Below are 16,440 nucleotides of genomic sequence, written 5' to 3' on the forward strand. Positions count from 1 at the left end.
TTTGTAAGGTAAATCAAATACATTTTCAAATGTTCAAAGGGAGCAAATTATACAGCATATTAACAGGAACTTGCCCGGTCTGTCAAAAGGAAAGCATGTACACCAGCAGTAAGCTATATGCGCCCAAGAAGACCTTACAAATGAACGAGCGCTGCTCCCATTGCAACACCAAATACAAAATAGAGCCCTCTTTCTTTTACGGAGCCATGTATGTGAGTTACGGCGTAGGTGTTGCCTTTGCAGTCGCCACCTTTATCATTACCTATGTTTTCTTAGGAATGGATCGTTTGCAGTCTTTCTTGGCAATTGTGGCCGTTTTGGTACTAGGACTGCCTGTCATACTACGCCTGTCCAGAAATATCTGGATCAACTTCTTTTTCAATTACGATAAAAACGCTTAATGTCTATCTCTTCTGGTAAGGGCTGATCGTGCTCAAGATGCTCATATAACTGATGCGCAACCGTTGGGCCAATCATTATTCCGCGCGTACCCAAACCGTTGAGCATAGCCATTTGTGTGTACTTCGGATGCAGACCCACTAGTGGACGGCGATCTGCAGTTGTGGGTCTTATCCCAACGCGATGTTCTACAACCGTATAATCTAGTTCGATGAGTTTTTCTAAGGCCTTAAGCAATTTTTCTTTGCCTTCGGCGGTTGGGTCCAGGGTTTTATCCTGCCAATTGTAGGTAGCCCCAACAGAGAAACGAGTACCACCTAAGGGGATGATGAACACATCGGTCTTTAAGACAAAATCAAGTTTGAGATCCGGCACATCAACGATAAGCAATTCCCCTTTGTTACCTTTTAGTTTAGAAGAATCGAAATAAGGGTTCTGCTTTAAGCCAAAACCTTCTGCAAAAACGATCTTCTTGGCCTGGATATTCTTGTATCCAACGCCTGTAGTCAGATCGAGCTGGTTGTAATCTAGGCGTTCACCGATTAGCAAACCCTGCTCGCGCAAATTTTCTGCATAAGCTTGCACGAGTCCAGCAGTATCGACCTTCCCAGTGTTCAGTACCTGTCCCATTCCAAAAGGAACCTTAACTCCTTTTGGTGCTTTGCTAATAGGAGTAGGATTCAAATAGGGTTTTAAATGCGGTTTGTCGGTGGCAATTGTCCAATTATTCAGATCTTCATAAGACTGAAACTTTTTATGTACGGGTAGTTTATGATCAAAGGTCTTACCCAATCGCGATTCTATAGCACTGTAAACCGGCAAAGCCCGGGCTAACTGCTCCGCAGCATTCCAAGAAAGTGTAAGCCGTTTTAAGATCACAGGATTATATAAGCCACCCGACACCCAGGAGGAATAATTATCACCGCTGTCAAAGACCACAAAGGACTTGCCCTGCTTTTGCAAGAGCTCCACAAAGTTGATCCCGGCCAAGCCCAGCCCAACAACGATATAATCTACTTCGGTTTTCATCCACAGCAAAAATACTACTATAAAAAACAAAAGCGCTACCCAAAATGAGTAGCGCTTTTCCCTAATTTACTAATGGAAATTCTTCTGTTAATAGTTCCACATATCCATTTCAAGATTGCGGATCCTTTCTTTGATTCTGTCGGACTCAAGCAATTGCATGAGTGCGTTATCGCTGATATAATCCTTAACCTGTCGGTCTCCTTGGACATTGTCCTCGCGGTAGATTATACCATTAAAGCGTCTAGAATTCAAGATATGGTCGAACGATATGGGTTGGGAAGTGTTCAAACGGTTGAACGCCTTGGCCTCGTGTAGCACCTTACGCGCACTCGGGAACCAAACCCAAAACAATTCTACTTTATCAGTTTGCTGATCTGGGAAGGCCAAAGAACGCGCTTCCGGTGCAACCGGAGCCAATCCTAGCAAACGGTACTTCAATTCACCTTGACGCTTGTCTAGGTACCAGTAACCGCGTATGTGCCATTCCAAAATATCTGCTGCACCCAAGTCGAATTTACGGATGTATTCATCATCCACACGGCCTTCTGCGTTGAACTGACGGATACCGGCATCGGTAGTGTCTGTATAGCGCAAAGAAGCACTGATATCGTTAAGGGTACGTTTTTCTGTAAAGTAAGAGTCTGAGTAAACGTGCTCAATATTACCATCCTTGATGTTTCTTACCAATACATCGTAAAGCGAACGTCTGTCTGCACCGATGTTGTTGGTGTCAATTGGGTAGTAAAGCGGAAAGTTTACACGCTCGTCCAAGTCAATGATCTCCCAAGTGGTTTTAGACCACAATACATCACGCTCGTCTACGTAACCATAAGGTAGCGGCTCGTCATTATCATAAGCGATCTGTTCTGCTGTCTTCATTCCGATCTCCTCGGGAGTCTTGGCATTGAGTATATTGCGCTGGGCCAAGGTGGTAAAGCTTACCATCAAGGTCATAACAAATACCAAAGCAATTCTTGACTTCATCATTTCTATAGCTTTTTTTATTCTAGTTTGTTAACTCTACAAATACAGGAGAGATTCGCTGTAGTCTGTAACCTGAGTTTCCTTGGATCTGAGCTTTGATATCAAAGATCTGAACAGTTTCACCGCGCTTAGCTCTACGTAGGGCAGCTTTAGCTCTATCGTCTAGTTTACGTCCGTTAACCACAACTGTTGGTTGTCCGGAAACTTTGAAACTAAAGCTAGTTACAGAAAGGTTCAAATCAAAGTCAAAGTCTAACAATGCTGCTCCTACTGAAGCAATTTCCAAAGATGATCTCGGCATACGTACTGCACCACCGTTTCCATCTTCACCACTTACTGTACCTGTTGGACGTGGAATGTCCTTGATACGGAAAGTAGCTGGAGTACTGATACGTTGACCGTCAGGTAGTGTACCGCTAGCGGTAATAGTTACCTCACGTCCTTGACCAGGCTTCATCAGATACTTGCTTCCAGATACACGGCTAAGACCGGCACCTGAGGCAGAAACATTGTTATCTGGAATACCAGGGATAGATACCGTCATTGGGTTTTCAACACCGCGGTATACTACATTCATCTTGTCGGCAGAGATTACTGCGGAGTTTGGCTTAGTGATGGTAGCGAAACCAGTGTTCACTTCCACCTCAAATTCTTTACCTTCTTCTCCGTAGATCAGTTTACCTTCGATCTTGTGATCTCCAGCTCCACCAGCACCAATTTTAAGCTTGATACGACCACCGTCGATCTCATAATTGTCTTCTCCTAATGGACGACCGTCCAAAGTAAGTTCAACACGCTGAGGAACAGTAGAGGCATCTGTACGTCCTAGTAAGATCTCCCCGTCAAAGGTCTCTCCTACGTAGTACGCAGACTTAGGTGCATCCATGAAAGTATTGTAATTGCTCATAGAAAGCAGAGTAGCCTGCTGTCCTTGTAGCATTTTACCAAGCAATTCGCTTTTAGTGGTCTTGATGTCCGCTTGCATTTGTGTAAGCTTGGTCAAAGACGCTACCATAGGAACACGCTCAAAGTTGTAGTTCATCCAGTCGATCTTAAGACCGTCACGATCTTCAACCTGTCCTGTAGAAAAGTTCTTCTCTACATAGTCTTTGATCTCTGGATAATCTTCACCAATGGCAGTTACCATTTGGGTGCGATACTTGTTTACTGCGTCTAAAAAGGCTTTTCCTTCTGCCTTAAGACCGTCTGCGTTAAAGAACTTCTGATCTAAGAAATCAGATTTGTCCATCACTTCGTAGTCTGTCGGGTCTTCTACGGTACCTTCCATCTCTTTTTTGATCTTCTCCACTACTGCGTCGAATTCATCAGAGATAGAACTAACTTGGTCGGCCTTTGTTTTAAGATCCGCATATTGCTCCGGAGAGTCACTAGCCTTAGTAGCAAGACTTGCCAAAAGGGCGTCGTTACGCTCTGTGGATGCAACATTCGCATCTTCTAGTTTTTCGTTCAACAGTCCAAAGGCAGTCAAGACTTCCTTGGAGATGTTGAGGGCGAGCATAGCGATGAAAACCAGATACATCAGGTTAATCATCTTCTGCCGCGGAGATAGTTTTCCTCCTGCCATAACTTCTTCTGTTTTAGATTAAGGGGTTATTAGTAAGTAAAAACTATCTTAGTTTCTATTCATTGCAGAAAGCATACCTCCGTATACACCGTTCAATGAAGAAAGGTTAGAAGTCAAATTTTCCATTTGTGCTTTCAATTGAGCTGCATTTTCTACAACTTGCTCGTTTACTTCTGCCTGACGGCTGGTAGATTCAACCTGTACTTTGTAAAGTGAGTTTAGCGACTCCATTTGAGCAGCGGCTAAAGCCATCTCTTCACTGTACTTCTTAGTTGAATTCATAGCTTCGGTAGTAGGGGCCATACTCTTAGCTGCGCCTTCAAAAGAACGGATGCTTTCTCCTAGACTTGTCATAAGACCTTCGTCGATCTTAGCTGCTTTAAGCATTTCGTCTAATTTTTGTGATAGTAGACCTTGGGCGTCTTGGGGTTTTTCATCTTTTTTCTTTCCATTTGATTTACCTCCAGCTAGTTCTGGGTAAACCAATGACCAGTCTAGATCGTCGTCTACTGGTTCGAAAGCAGAGATAGCAAAAATGATTGCTTCTGTAATTAGTCCTACTGCAAGTAGTACACCACCATTAAGTGGTCCTAGCTCCCAGTGAAGGATCTTAAATAGTGCCCCTAGGATAACAATAGAGGCTCCTAGTCCGTAAGCCATGTTAAATAGCTTCTTAGAAGATTTTGATTGTGCCATAATAAATAAATTAAGTTAAGTTACTACTGTTAGTCATTTTACTAAATGAACACCGGCTAGCATAGACCGGTGATGTCTTTATCGACCGTCGCCGAATTGTTCGTTAAGAACGACGTCGGTTCCCATATAATCCTGCACAGTTCTAAAACCAATGTAGCTACGTGCAGAATCAGCGTATTCGTAGTCGCGAGTACTCACTTGCAGGAAGTATGCAACATCCTTCCAAGATCCACCGCGGATCACTTTACGCATGTTATTCTTGTCATTCACGTTAGGGTTGATCGTAGAAGTGTAGTCATATGAATTGGGGTCATAAGATGATGCTACCCATTCCGATACGTTCCCTGCCATGTTGTAGAGGTTGTAGTCGTTTGGTTCGTAAGCGTCTGCCTCAACAGTATACAATGCCTGGTCGGCAGCGTAATCACCACGAAGCGGCTTAAAGTTCGCCATAAAACATCCGCGGTCATTCTTAGCGTAAGGACCACCCCATGGGAAGGTCGCAGACTCTAAGCCACCACGTGCAGCGTATTCCCACTCGGCCTCACCTGGCAAGCGGAAGCTGTTCACGTACTGACGACGACGCGATTTCTGATAAGCGTTCTTGTATAAAGTTCTCCAAGCACAGAATGCCTTGGCCTGCTTCCAGTTCACACCCACAACTGGGTACTCACCGTAAGCCTCGTGCCAGAAGTAGTCGTTGTGCATTGGCTCGTTGTACGAGTAATTAAAGTCTTTGATCCATACGGTAGTGTCAGGATATACATTAACCGTATCTTTTTTAATGAAGTCCTTACGGCGCTTGCTGTTGTCGCGAGCAGCAGCTTGAATGTCCATATAAGAATACTGGAAGTTCAATTTGCTCACATCAATAGTGCGTTGTCCGTTGTAGGCCTCCTCAATAGGAATGTACATAGAGTCCATTACCTCAGCGTAATACTCATCAGGGTATTCGCTAGTATCCCAAAGGATATCAATGTCTCTGTTGATCTTACGACCAGCGTAGTAGTCGTCTCCCATTCCGAAGTAGTTGTCATACATATACTTCTCATAAGGAGTCATGTCGTCTGTGTTCTCCTGGTCAACGAAAGCGAATTCGCCAATACCATCATCACCCGGTGTTGCGCCAACCTCATCGGCCAAAATAGCCAAACGTAGACGTACAGTAGAATCGCGCACCCAGTTTACAAATTGCCTGTATTCTGCGTTCGTAATTTCTGTCTCATCCATGTAAAAGGAGCGCACGGTAACCGTTCGAGTCGGGGCATCGTTTACCGCAACAATGTCGTCATCAGCTTTACCCATAATGAAAGATCCTCCCGGAATTAGGGTCATTCCGAATGGCTTTTCAGGGTGCCATTTCTTTCCTTTAGCACCAACCAATTCTCCACGATCGGTCGAATTACAGGACACTAAAAGAGCAGCAAATGCAACAATTGCAAATAGCTTTTTCATAGGTGTTTAGGTTAAAAGTTCAAGATTTTAAGGGAGTAAACCTATTTATAATATTTGAAAAATACAACAAAAAAGTTAAAAACCCCTAAAATCGCAAAGTCGTTAAATAGTCTGTTAAACTTCGTTTTTACGTCTTGCTTTGTACCAACGTTCAGGAATTTTCTGATTACAGGCATCCTCATAATCGCGGTACGTGCATGGTAATAACGTATGTCTTTTTAATTTATTATTAACATTTGAAATAAATGGCAATTCTATCCACCATCTACCCGTTTTTTTGCTCTTTTTAAAGCGCAAAGTCTGTTCATTCACCGGAACGGTGTATGTGAGGTATTCGTTTTCGTTCGTAAAATTTCCGTCGTCAATGCGATAATTCACCCCTTCTGCAAAGTACCAGATCATCTGAGCAATAAGCATGGCGGCGCGTTCGGCTTCTCTGTTACCCTCCAACTCGTAGATCCCGAAGGAGCTAACCCGATTGCTAATTCCAGCATATCGAGCAATAGCGCAGATCTCTCTGCCGTCAAAACCGTTGGGCATATAGCCATAATCGTGGGTAAGCTCGGTACTTTTTATGGCCGAGATATCTATAGCTACAATATCTGCATCACGCATTATAGGTTCTACGGAAGAAATATCCGCAGCAACCTCTCCCAAACGATAGGCTTCAAAGTAAAGACGTTCAATAAGGTCTATCTCGTCTGCGGAGTTAAAGTAGGTCTGATATCCGATATTGGCGTAATTGAACAAATTATACGGCTTGTCTACTACCATTTTACCTATATAAGAGGTATTGCTTATCGGTAAGTCAGCATCGCCAAGGTCAAAACGAGAATCCACATTCACCATATTCACCATAGCACCGCGATCGTCATACGCCCTATAGTTGGCATAAACCAGATCTTGACTTCCGCCTAATATTATAGGTATGATATTTTGCTGATGCAATTCGAGTACTACTTGTCGTAAAGCAAAGTAGGTATCCTCTACACTCTCCCCGGGCGTGATATCGCCAAGGTCGGCAATTTGTATGTGCCAACTGCCAGGGTAAAGACTGTAAACCGCTTTTCTGATGTTGTCAAAGGATACCGCGCGTCCTACAAAGTCTGTAGAACGTCTGTTCTCTTGCACCCCAATGATGGCCATTTCGCAGCCCGTGAGATCCGGAAATGCAGTTCCCGGACTGTGAATACGCATCTTAGTACCCAAAGTGTTATCGGGTAATAACTCTTTGTGGGCCACTACGGCCTTACTCACCGGACTTAAAAAATCTGTCATCTTATTTCTTGGCGGCTGCTTTGCGTTTGGTGGTCATTTTCTTCTTCGGAGCTTGCTTTTCCAAGATCGCCTGAGCTTCTTCTAAGGTCATCTCCTGTGCCTTGGTGGTCTTAGGGAGTTCTACTTTGGTCTTGCCCTTTATTAAGTTGAACCTACCCCAACGCGCCTTTTCTAAGCGAATGCCAGCGTCGGTCCAGTCGTGAATCAGTTTGTCGCGCTCTTTCTGGAGTTTATCTTCGATCAGGGTTTCTATATCGTCTCCACTCAGATTGTCAAAGTCGTATTTCTTGTTCACATTAATGAACATATTGTTCCACTTGATAAATGGTCCGAAACGACCTTTACCTTTCTGAACCGGCATCTCTTTATACCTATATATAGGAGCATCTGCTTTCTTTTTGGTCTCAATGAGTTCAATAGCATCTTCTTTAGATACATCTAGCGGATCCTTACCAGCCGGAAGAGAGATAAATTTCTTGCCAAAACGCACATAAGGTCCATAACGACCGTTGTTCACTTCTATGGCTTCTCCTTCATACTCTCCTAGACCTCTTGGCAGCTTGAACAGATCCAAAGCCTCTTCTAGGGTAATGGTAGTGAGTTGTTGCTCCGGAGTTAAACTGGCAAATTGCTTCTCTTCATCGTCCGGGGCTCCAATTTGTGCCATAGCACCAAACTTACCCAAGCGCACCAAGACAGTTTTACCTGATTCCGGATGGGTTCCCAAGATACGCTCTCCGCTTTCGCGTTCGGCGTTCTCTGCAACATCTTTTACCTGCGGATGGAATGAGTGATAGAAATCACGCATCATTTCCGTCCACTTTTCGTCCCCATCGGCAATCTGGTCAAAGTCCTCCTCTACCTTAGCGGTAAAGTTGTAATCGACAATATTGTCAAAGTGATCGACCAAGAAGTCGTTCACTATCATACCTATATCTGTAGGCACTAATTTTCCTTTGTCTGATCCGACCATTTCGGTCAGCTCTTTAGCAGCGATCTTACCGTTCTTTAAGGTAAGCTGCTCGTACTTGCGCTTGCTACCATCAACGGTACCTTTCTCAACGTAATTTCTATTCTGGATTGTAGAAATAGTCGGCGCGTAGGTAGACGGACGCCCAATACCTAGCTCTTCTAATTTCTTTACCAAAGAGGCTTCGGTGTATCTATACGGCGGACGCGTGAAGCGCTCCGTTGCGGTGATGTACTTGTTCTTGAGCGGATCACCTTCTACCAGACTTGGCAACATGCCATCTTGCTCTTCCTCATCATCATCTATTCCTTCCAGATATACTTTTAAGAAACCGTCAAATTTGATCATCTCACCGTTTGCCGTAAAAAGCTCCTTGTGTGTGTTGGCCTCTATCTTAACCTGAGTGCGCTCCAATTGAGCATCGCTCATCTGAGAAGCAATGGTTCGTTTCCAGATAAGTTCGTATAAACGCGCCTGATCCCTATCGATATCTACGGCATGACGCGACATATCGGTTGGGCGAATGGCTTCGTGAGCCTCTTGAGCTCCTTTAGCTTTACCTTTATAGTTACGCGGTTTGGAATACTCCTCTCCGTAAGATTTTGTGATCTCTTCTTTGGCTGCAGCTTTAGCTTCGTCAGACAGGTTAACGCTATCAGTTCTCATATAAGTGATAAGACCCGCTTCGTACAAACGCTGTGCTAAGGTCATAGTCTTACTCACAGAGAAATAAAGTTTTCGCGAAGCCTCTTGCTGTAAGGTAGAAGTAGTAAACGGCGCCGCCGGAGATTTCTTAGCCGGTTTCTTAGTAAGACTGGCAATTGAGAAATCGGCATTCAAATTCTTTTCTAAGAAGGAATTGGCTTCTGCGGAGCTGTCAAAGTTCTGTGGCAACTTAGCTTTAAAGCTTTTTCCCTCCTCGGTTTCAAACATGGCATCCACGCGGTAGGAAGCCACAGAAGTGAAATCCATGATCTCGCGTTCGCGTTCTACAATTAGTCTAACAGATACCGATTGTACACGGCCAGCAGAAAGTCCGCCTTTTACCTTACGCCACAATACTGGTGATATCTCATAACCCACCAATCTATCCAATACACGACGTGCCTGTTGGGCATTCACTAAGTTGTAATCGATAGAGCGCGGATTGGCAATGGCCTTTAAAATGGCAGATTTGGTGATCTCGTGAAATACGATGCGTTTGGTCTTGTCTTCTGTAAGCCCTAAGGATTCGAACAAGTGCCATGCAATAGCTTCTCCTTCTCGGTCCTCATCACTAGCTAGCCATACCATTTCTGCTTTGGCAGCCATTTCTTTGAGTTCCTTTACCAGTTTTTTCTTGTCCGATGGGACTACGTATTTCGGCTTGAAATCACCCTCAACATCAACCCCTAATTCCTTAGAAGGAAGGTCTACAATATGTCCAAAACTCGAAGCTACCTTGTACTCTTTTCCGAGGAACTTCTCAATAGTTTTGGCCTTTGCAGGGGACTCCACAATAACCAAATTCTTCGCCATATTTCATTTTATTTGGGCTACAAAAGTAGGTCAAATTTTTTTTACACCTATTAAGGCACTAAAAAAGCCCTGCGTAAAACAGGGCTTTTAGAAGGAATTTAAAGCGAACTTAATTTAAACTAAAACTTGCTATAAGACCGATTCCTTCATCGGTGTATTCGTAATTGTATAAGGTATTGTTACCTATCATGATCATCCATTGTTCCATTGGAATGACATCGTAAATTTCAAGATCGTTGTAAGTGATGATCCGGTTAGCTTCTACCGGATTGGTAATATCGTAAACAGCGAAGCCGAAGCTTCCGTCACTTACATAAAGCCTGTTGCCTTTTACCCCAAGACCATAAGGTTCGTTCATCACTTCGGATTTGACTATGAACGGATTCGAACGATCGGTAATGTCCACAACATCTAGCAAACTATCGGGTTGTCCGCACCAATTTCCTCCTCGAACAGTAACGAAAGCATAGTCTCCTTGAACAACAACAGGGTCGCAACCGGTGATATGGGTAACCGAAGAAAGGAAGTTGGGGTTCCCAGGAGAATCCAATCCGTAAATAAACATTCCCACAGGGCTACCAATATATAGGTAATCACCATCGCTAAAAATGGTCTCCACATTCGCTGTTAACGAAACGTCGCCTCTAAGTTGCGGGTTGTCAAGGTCGCTGATCAGGAAAGAAAAAATTCTAAATGAATCCACCACATATAAATAATCTCCTGTAATGTTGAATCGCGCCAAAGAACCACCTGTACCGGTTTGTCCACCTGCATCAGACGAAAGCACATCTATGGTAGCCTCATCTCCGCGGTCAAACTCGCGCAGTTCTGTGGTGTAGGTCCACCCTACCACTACTTCGCTAGCCGGGTCGTACTCTCCGTAATCGACCTCCCAGATGAGCCCTTCAAAATCGGGTTGGCGCTCCGGCAACACATCTTCCAATCGATTGATCAAACTCGGGTTTGCAGGATCGGTGAAATCAAAAACATAAAGATCCAACCAGCTATCGGCGTAAAGTATATCATTTTTAATAGCCATATCTACATTACCAGGAATATTGATAAAACCAATTTTCGCTGGATTCGCAGGGTCACTATTGTCTATAATGTGAATACCTTTATACTTGTCATTTACCAACACATATTGCTGATAAGCATAGATTTTTCCTGATTCGGAGATCTGCTGCACTGGACCAGGGCCTACACTAGCTCTGAATTCGGCCTTGGTAGTAGTTTGAGCTGTAGCTATGAGCACCTCTTGCGTATAGGTGTCGTCAGAACAACTCCAGAAGCCCGCTAGCACAAGAATCAACATTAACTTTTTCATCTATTTAAGAATTTTTATTTCTCCGATAATCAAGCAAATAAAAATTATCTGCATAGATCAACCACTTCGCTTTCGCACAAAAAATTTAATTATTACGATGGAATACTAGTAATTAAATTTGTTTGTGCTCATTTCATTAGGTGGTGTTTAATTGCAATTCATTTTCCTAACAGACGCAGGCAAAGGCAAAACGTTGCGTTAGATTTAAGATTATTTATGAACGATTTAGCATCCTGACACTTTGTCATCTTTTGGATTAAATCCTATCTTTGCATACTAATTGATAGTCAACTGGGCCGAACCTGATATGGAGAAGATAATAGACGAGAACAAACAGGGCACCACCCTGATTACAGAAGCAAATGAGACCAACACCCGCAAACTGTTCATTGAGAGCTATGGCTGTCAAATGAATTTTAGCGACAGTGAGATCGTAGCTTCTATTTTAGCGAAAGAAGGTTTCAACACCACCCAGAACCTAGAAGATGCCGATCTTGTATTGGTCAATACCTGTAGTATTCGCGACAAGGCAGAACAAACTGTTCGCAAACGTTTGGAGAAATACAATGCAGTAAAAAAGATCAACCCAGGTATGAAGGTAGGCGTTTTGGGCTGTATGGCTGAACGCCTAAAAAGCAAGTTCTTAGAAGAAGAAAAGATAGTTGACCTTGTTGTTGGGCCGGATGCGTATAAAGACCTTCCAAACCTGATCGCAGAGGTAGACGATGGCCGAGAAGCGGTAAATGTCATCCTTTCTAAAGAGGAAACCTATGGCGATATCACTCCTGTTCGCTTGGGCGGAAACGGCGTAACGGCTTTTGTAAGCATTACCCGCGGCTGCGACAATATGTGTACGTTCTGTGTGGTCCCATTTACTCGCGGACGCGAGCGAAGCAGAGATCCTAAGAGTATTTTAGACGAGGTCAATGACTTGGCGGCCAAAGGCTACAAAGAAATTACGCTACTTGGACAAAATGTAGATAGCTATCTCTGGTATGGTGGCGGCCTTAAAAAAGATTTTAAGAAAGCAAGCCCGATGCAGCAAGCCACTGCGACAGATTTTGCCAAATTGCTGCGGATGGTAGCCACTGCACAACCCAAAATGCGCATTCGTTTTTCGACTTCGAATCCTCAGGACATGACAGAAGACGTGCTCCACGCCATGGCTGCGCATCAGAATATCTGTAATTATATCCACCTGCCGGTACAAAGCGGAAGCACAAGAATTCTTAAAGAAATGAATCGTCAGCATACGCGTGAGGAGTATATGGCCCTTATTGATAAGGTACGTGAGATCATTCCGGATTGTGGAATATCTCAAGATATGATCGCAGGTTTCCCAACAGAGACCGAAGAAGATCATCAAGATACTTTAAGCCTGATGGAATACGTAAAATACGACTTTGGTTTCATGTTCATCTATTCAGAGCGCCCAGGAACCATGGCTGCACGAAAAATGGAAGATGACGTACCAGAGGCTGTAAAGAAAAGACGCCTTACGGAGATCATCGACTTACAACAAAAGCACTCGGCTTACCGTACTAAGAATTTTGTAGGTAAGACCGTAGAGATCCTTATAGAAAAGGAATCGCGCCGAAGCGATGCGCATTGGAGCGGTCGCAGCTCGCAAAACACGGTGGCAGTTTTTCCAAAAGAAAACTATAAGGTTGGAGATTTTGTGATGGTGAAGATAAACGACTGTACTAGCACCACGCTTTTGGGCGAGGCTGTGGGTTACAGTGAGAATCAGCAGTAGAACTAACAATTAAAAGTTCCCCATATACTTGGGAATAAAGATGGAATCAGTACAAGCCACAAAACAGCGATTCGGGATCATAGGAAATGACCCCAAGCTCAACCGCGCCATAGAAAAGGCGATTCAGGTGGCTCCCACCGATATTTCGGTCTTGGTGACAGGAGAAAGCGGTGTGGGTAAAGAAAGTATTCCGAAGATCATACATTCATTATCACATAGAAAACACGGCAAGTATATTGCGGTAAACTGCGGAGCTATTCCAGAAGGGACCATAGATTCCGAACTTTTCGGACACGAAAAAGGAGCCTTTACCGGAGCGACAGCAACACGTAGTGGATATTTTGAAGTAGCCGATGGAGGAACCATCTTTTTAGATGAAGTTGGAGAACTCCCCTTGCCTACTCAAGTGCGCTTATTGCGTGTGCTTGAGAATGGTGAATTCTTAAAAGTTGGGTCTAGCAAGTCCCAAAAGACCGATGTGCGTATAGTTGCCGCTACCAATGTGGACATGGCAGAAGCTATTGCCAAAGGGAAGTTTAGAGAAGATCTCTACTACCGTTTAAGCACGGTGGAGATCAGCCTGCCGCCACTCCGAGAACGGTCAGAAGACATACATTTACTATTCAGAAAGTTTGCCACAGACTTTGCGCAGAAATACAAGATGCCGACCATTCGTTTAGACGATCAAGCCACCGATCTGTTGCTCAAATACCGCTGGGGAGGGAACATTCGTCAGTTGAGAAATATCGCAGAACAGATCTCTGTTTTAGAGCAAGAGCGGACCATTTCTTACGATACGCTCGAAAGTTATTTGCCTGATGTGGGCAGCAATTTGCCGGCTGTTATAAATCCGAAGAAATCCGAAAGCGACTTCGCCTCAGAACGCGAGATTCTTTACAAAGTGCTCTTTGACATGCAGCGCGATGTGAACGATCTTAAAAAGCTTACCTTGGAGCTGCTGCGCAATGATGATTCAGAAACCGTTCAGCGCGAACATTCAGGACTGATCAACAAGATCTACGCCGACGAAGAACCAGATACGGAGTACAGTGAGGTAGTGCCTTCTCCCCGCAGGGAGTTGGTTGTTCCTTCTGATGTAGAAGTAATCAGTTTTAACGACAATAACGGCCAAAGCGCAGAAGATAAGTACCATTTTGCCGAGGAGATCGAGGAAGAGGAGACCCTTTCGCTTCAGGAAAAAGAATTGGAACTCATCAAGAAATCATTAGAAAAATACAACGGGAAACGCAAGGCAGCTGCAGAAGAACTGGGAATTTCAGAACGCACCTTGTACCGTAAAATAAAGCAATACAATTTATAGGATGCACAGAGCTCAATGGATCTTACTTTTGGCCGTTAGCCTTAGTTTTAACAGCTGTAAATACTACTCCTTTACCGGAGCAGATGTAGGGAATGCCAAGAATTTTCAGGTAAACTTCTTTCAGAACCAAGCTGCTATCATTGAGCCTGGGATCGATCTGAAATTCACCAATGATCTGCAAGATCTTATCGTGAATCAGACCAGTTTGGAATTGGTTACCGCCAATGCAGACCTGACATATGAAGGAGAAATCGTGCAGTACTACATTGCACCGATCACAGCTACAGCGCAGAACACTGCCGCACAGAACCGATTGACGATCTCGGTGCAAGTGCGTTTCTACAATAAATTGGACGACACCAAGGACTTGCAACAACGTTTTAGTTTCTATTTCGACTTTGACGGAGATGCTAACCTAACCGGCTCTAGAAGAGACGATGTGATAGACGAGATCTACACCCGATTGACACAAGATATTTTTAACGCTACGCTGGCCCGCTGGTAAATTGAACACACAAGAATTTACATATCTCACCCAGAACCCAGGGACAGTCAATGCAGACCATCAGCAGCAATTGCAAGAGGTCTTAACGACATTTCCTTACTTTCAGGCAGCGCATGCCTTACAACTCAAAGCTTTGAAGAACAGCGGAAGCTTTAAGTACAACGATGCCTTAAAACGCACCGCGGCGCACACTACAGATAGGGCTATTCTATTTGATTTCATCACTTCTGAGGTTTTCTTGCAGGATGAGATCGCCCATAAGATAAAACATCAACATACCGATCTGAACGAAATTGAATTGGTAGATATCCAACAGGTGAGCGCTTCGCCACTAGAACTGGAGCAAAAGCTCAAATCTGAGTTGCAAAAAGCCAAGGCTGTTTTAGACCCCGATCTGTTTTTAAAGATCGGAGAACCGGAACCCTTAGAAAGCATAGAAAAGGCTCCTCTGGAATTTAAAAAGGAGGACAAGCATTCCTTTGCGATCTGGCTGCAGTTGGCCCAAGTAAATCCGGTTGAACGAACTCAAGAAGAAACAGCTCCAAAGCCCGATGCCAAGGAAGAAAGATTTAAACTGATCGACGCCTTTTTGAGCAACAGTCCTAAGATAGATCCGCAGGAAGAAGTAAGCTCCACCAAAAATCTGGCGAAGCCATTTACCAAAACCTCGGACTCCTTAATGACAGAGACCTTAGCCATGGTTTATCTACAGCAAAAAAACTATAAAAAAGCCATTCAAGCGTACAAAATTTTAAGTTTGAAAAATCCCGAAAAAAGTGGTTTCTTTGCAGACCAAATTCGGGCGATAAAGAAAATAATGGCCCAAAACACAAAAGACAATGACGGCGTTTAATATATTTCTGATCCTAATCATTCTGATCGCTTTTCTACTGGTAGTAGTAGTAATGGTACAAAACCCAAAAGGAGGCGGACTTTCTTCTACCTTTGGAGGAGGCGGAGGTCAGCAGATCGGTGGTGTAAAGAAAACGGGGGACTTTTTAGATAAAAGTACCTGGACACTAGCAGTGCTGCTTTTGGCTTTGATCTTGCTTTCTAACATTCCTATTATGGATGGTGGCGGATTAGGCGAATCTAAAGCCATTGACGGTGACACTCCTGTGCAAACCGAAGTTCCTGCCACGGACGGTTCTCCGGTTCAGACAGATGAGCAGTAAACTCCAAACGACATTGAAAAAATGCCAGCTTATATGACAAGCTGGCATTTTTTTTTCAATTGTGTCAGTGGAAAATCCAATGGCACAATTTCTGCCTTAAGGCAAGCGTAATTTTACTTAAACCAAAAAACACAAATAGATATGGGCTTAAATATTCAACCCCTGGCTGACCGGGTTTTGATTGAACCACAAGAGGCCGAGACCAAAACTGCATCGGGTATCTACATTCCTGATTCTGCCAAAGAAAAGCCACAACAAGGAAAAGTTGTCGCTGTTGGAAAAGGCAAAAAAGATCATGAAATGACTGTAAAAGTCGGAGATACGGTGCTGTACGGAAAGTATTCAGGCAGTGAACTTAAGTTGGAAGGCCGTGATTATCTGATCATGCGCGAAGACGACATTTTAGCAATTATCTAATCGAGAATAATTAAAGAACACAACC

Annotated in this window: 15 protein-coding genes; 7 read left to right on the top strand and 8 right to left on the bottom strand. The window is 43.8% G+C overall.

Annotated elements, in window-relative coordinates:
- Positions 1 to 95: 95 nt before the first annotated feature.
- Positions 96 to 401: a DUF983 domain-containing protein gene (locus AC0J2F_RS05075; RefSeq protein ID WP_473009124.1), complete on the top strand. Its 306-nt coding sequence runs from the start codon at positions 96 to 98 to the stop codon at positions 399 to 401.
- Here the strand turns inward: AC0J2F_RS05075 and AC0J2F_RS05080 are convergent.
- From AC0J2F_RS05080 to AC0J2F_RS05115, 8 genes are all read right to left on the bottom strand, one after another.
- Positions 379 to 1,428 (bottom strand): NAD(P)/FAD-dependent oxidoreductase, encoded by a 1,050-nt coding sequence (locus AC0J2F_RS05080; RefSeq protein ID WP_473009125.1) that lies wholly within the window; start codon positions 1,426 to 1,428, stop codon positions 379 to 381. The two genes, AC0J2F_RS05075 and AC0J2F_RS05080, sit on opposite strands and share 23 nt — an antisense overlap.
- Before the next feature lie 87 nt (positions 1,429 to 1,515).
- A complete protein-coding gene (gene porN / locus AC0J2F_RS05085; RefSeq protein WP_473009369.1) occupies positions 1,516 to 2,412 on the bottom strand; it encodes a type IX secretion system ring subunit PorN/GldN in 897 nt (298 codons plus the stop codon).
- A 22-nt stretch (positions 2,413 to 2,434) separates the two neighbouring features.
- Positions 2,435 to 3,997: a type IX secretion system motor protein PorM/GldM gene (porM, locus tag AC0J2F_RS05090; protein ID WP_473009126.1), complete on the bottom strand. Its 1,563-nt coding sequence runs from the start codon at positions 3,995 to 3,997 to the stop codon at positions 2,435 to 2,437.
- A gap of 48 nt (positions 3,998 to 4,045) precedes the next feature.
- Complete coding sequence (porL, locus tag AC0J2F_RS05095) at positions 4,046 to 4,693, bottom strand: type IX secretion system motor protein PorL/GldL (RefSeq protein WP_087524438.1); 648 nt, start codon at positions 4,691 to 4,693, stop codon at positions 4,046 to 4,048.
- 78 nt (positions 4,694 to 4,771) lie between these two features.
- Entirely contained in the window at positions 4,772 to 6,148 is a 1,377-nt protein-coding gene (gene porK / locus AC0J2F_RS05100; protein WP_473009127.1) for a T9SS ring complex lipoprotein PorK/GldK, read from the bottom strand.
- A gap of 114 nt (positions 6,149 to 6,262) precedes the next feature.
- The gene (locus tag AC0J2F_RS05105) at positions 6,263 to 7,426 is read right to left on the bottom strand and encodes a formimidoylglutamase (protein ID WP_473009128.1); all 1,164 of its coding nucleotides are present in this window, start codon (positions 7,424 to 7,426) and stop codon (positions 6,263 to 6,265) included.
- Between the two features lies 1 nt (position 7,427).
- The gene (gene topA / locus AC0J2F_RS05110; RefSeq protein ID WP_473009129.1) at positions 7,428 to 9,914 is read right to left on the bottom strand and encodes a type I DNA topoisomerase; all 2,487 of its coding nucleotides are present in this window, start codon (positions 9,912 to 9,914) and stop codon (positions 7,428 to 7,430) included.
- Between the two features lie 109 nt (positions 9,915 to 10,023).
- Positions 10,024 to 11,241 carry an LVIVD repeat-containing protein gene (locus tag AC0J2F_RS05115; protein WP_473009130.1) on the bottom strand — a complete coding sequence of 406 codons (1,218 nt, stop codon included), beginning with the start codon at positions 11,239 to 11,241 and terminating at the stop codon, positions 10,024 to 10,026.
- A gap of 307 nt (positions 11,242 to 11,548) precedes the next feature.
- Here AC0J2F_RS05115 and miaB point away from each other — a divergent pair, with 307 nt between their 5' ends.
- The 6 genes from miaB to AC0J2F_RS05145 all read left to right on the top strand — a co-directional run bounded on the left by miaB (position 11,549) and on the right by AC0J2F_RS05145 (position 16,415).
- A complete protein-coding gene (gene miaB, locus AC0J2F_RS05120) occupies positions 11,549 to 12,997 on the top strand; it encodes a tRNA (N6-isopentenyl adenosine(37)-C2)-methylthiotransferase MiaB (RefSeq protein WP_473009131.1) in 1,449 nt (482 codons plus the stop codon).
- Between the two features lie 40 nt (positions 12,998 to 13,037).
- Positions 13,038 to 14,318, top strand: coding sequence for a sigma-54 interaction domain-containing protein (locus tag AC0J2F_RS05125; protein ID WP_473009132.1), 1,281 nt, complete (start codon positions 13,038 to 13,040; stop codon positions 14,316 to 14,318).
- 1 nt (position 14,319) lies between these two features.
- Positions 14,320 to 14,823 (top strand): LptE family protein, encoded by a 504-nt coding sequence (locus AC0J2F_RS05130; RefSeq protein ID WP_473009133.1) that lies wholly within the window; start codon positions 14,320 to 14,322, stop codon positions 14,821 to 14,823.
- A gap of 1 nt (position 14,824) precedes the next feature.
- The gene (locus tag AC0J2F_RS05135; protein WP_473009134.1) at positions 14,825 to 15,676 is read left to right on the top strand and encodes a hypothetical protein; all 852 of its coding nucleotides are present in this window, start codon (positions 14,825 to 14,827) and stop codon (positions 15,674 to 15,676) included.
- Positions 15,663 to 15,998 (top strand): preprotein translocase subunit SecG, encoded by a 336-nt coding sequence (gene secG / locus AC0J2F_RS05140; RefSeq protein WP_087524430.1) that lies wholly within the window; start codon positions 15,663 to 15,665, stop codon positions 15,996 to 15,998. The genes AC0J2F_RS05135 and secG overlap by 14 nt, the downstream gene beginning before the upstream one ends.
- 141 nt (positions 15,999 to 16,139) lie before the next feature.
- Positions 16,140 to 16,415 (top strand): co-chaperone GroES, encoded by a 276-nt coding sequence (locus AC0J2F_RS05145; RefSeq protein WP_087524429.1) that lies wholly within the window; start codon positions 16,140 to 16,142, stop codon positions 16,413 to 16,415.
- Positions 16,416 to 16,440 lie beyond the last annotated feature (25 nt).

The organism is Gilvibacter sp. CC01 (assembly GCF_055755295.1).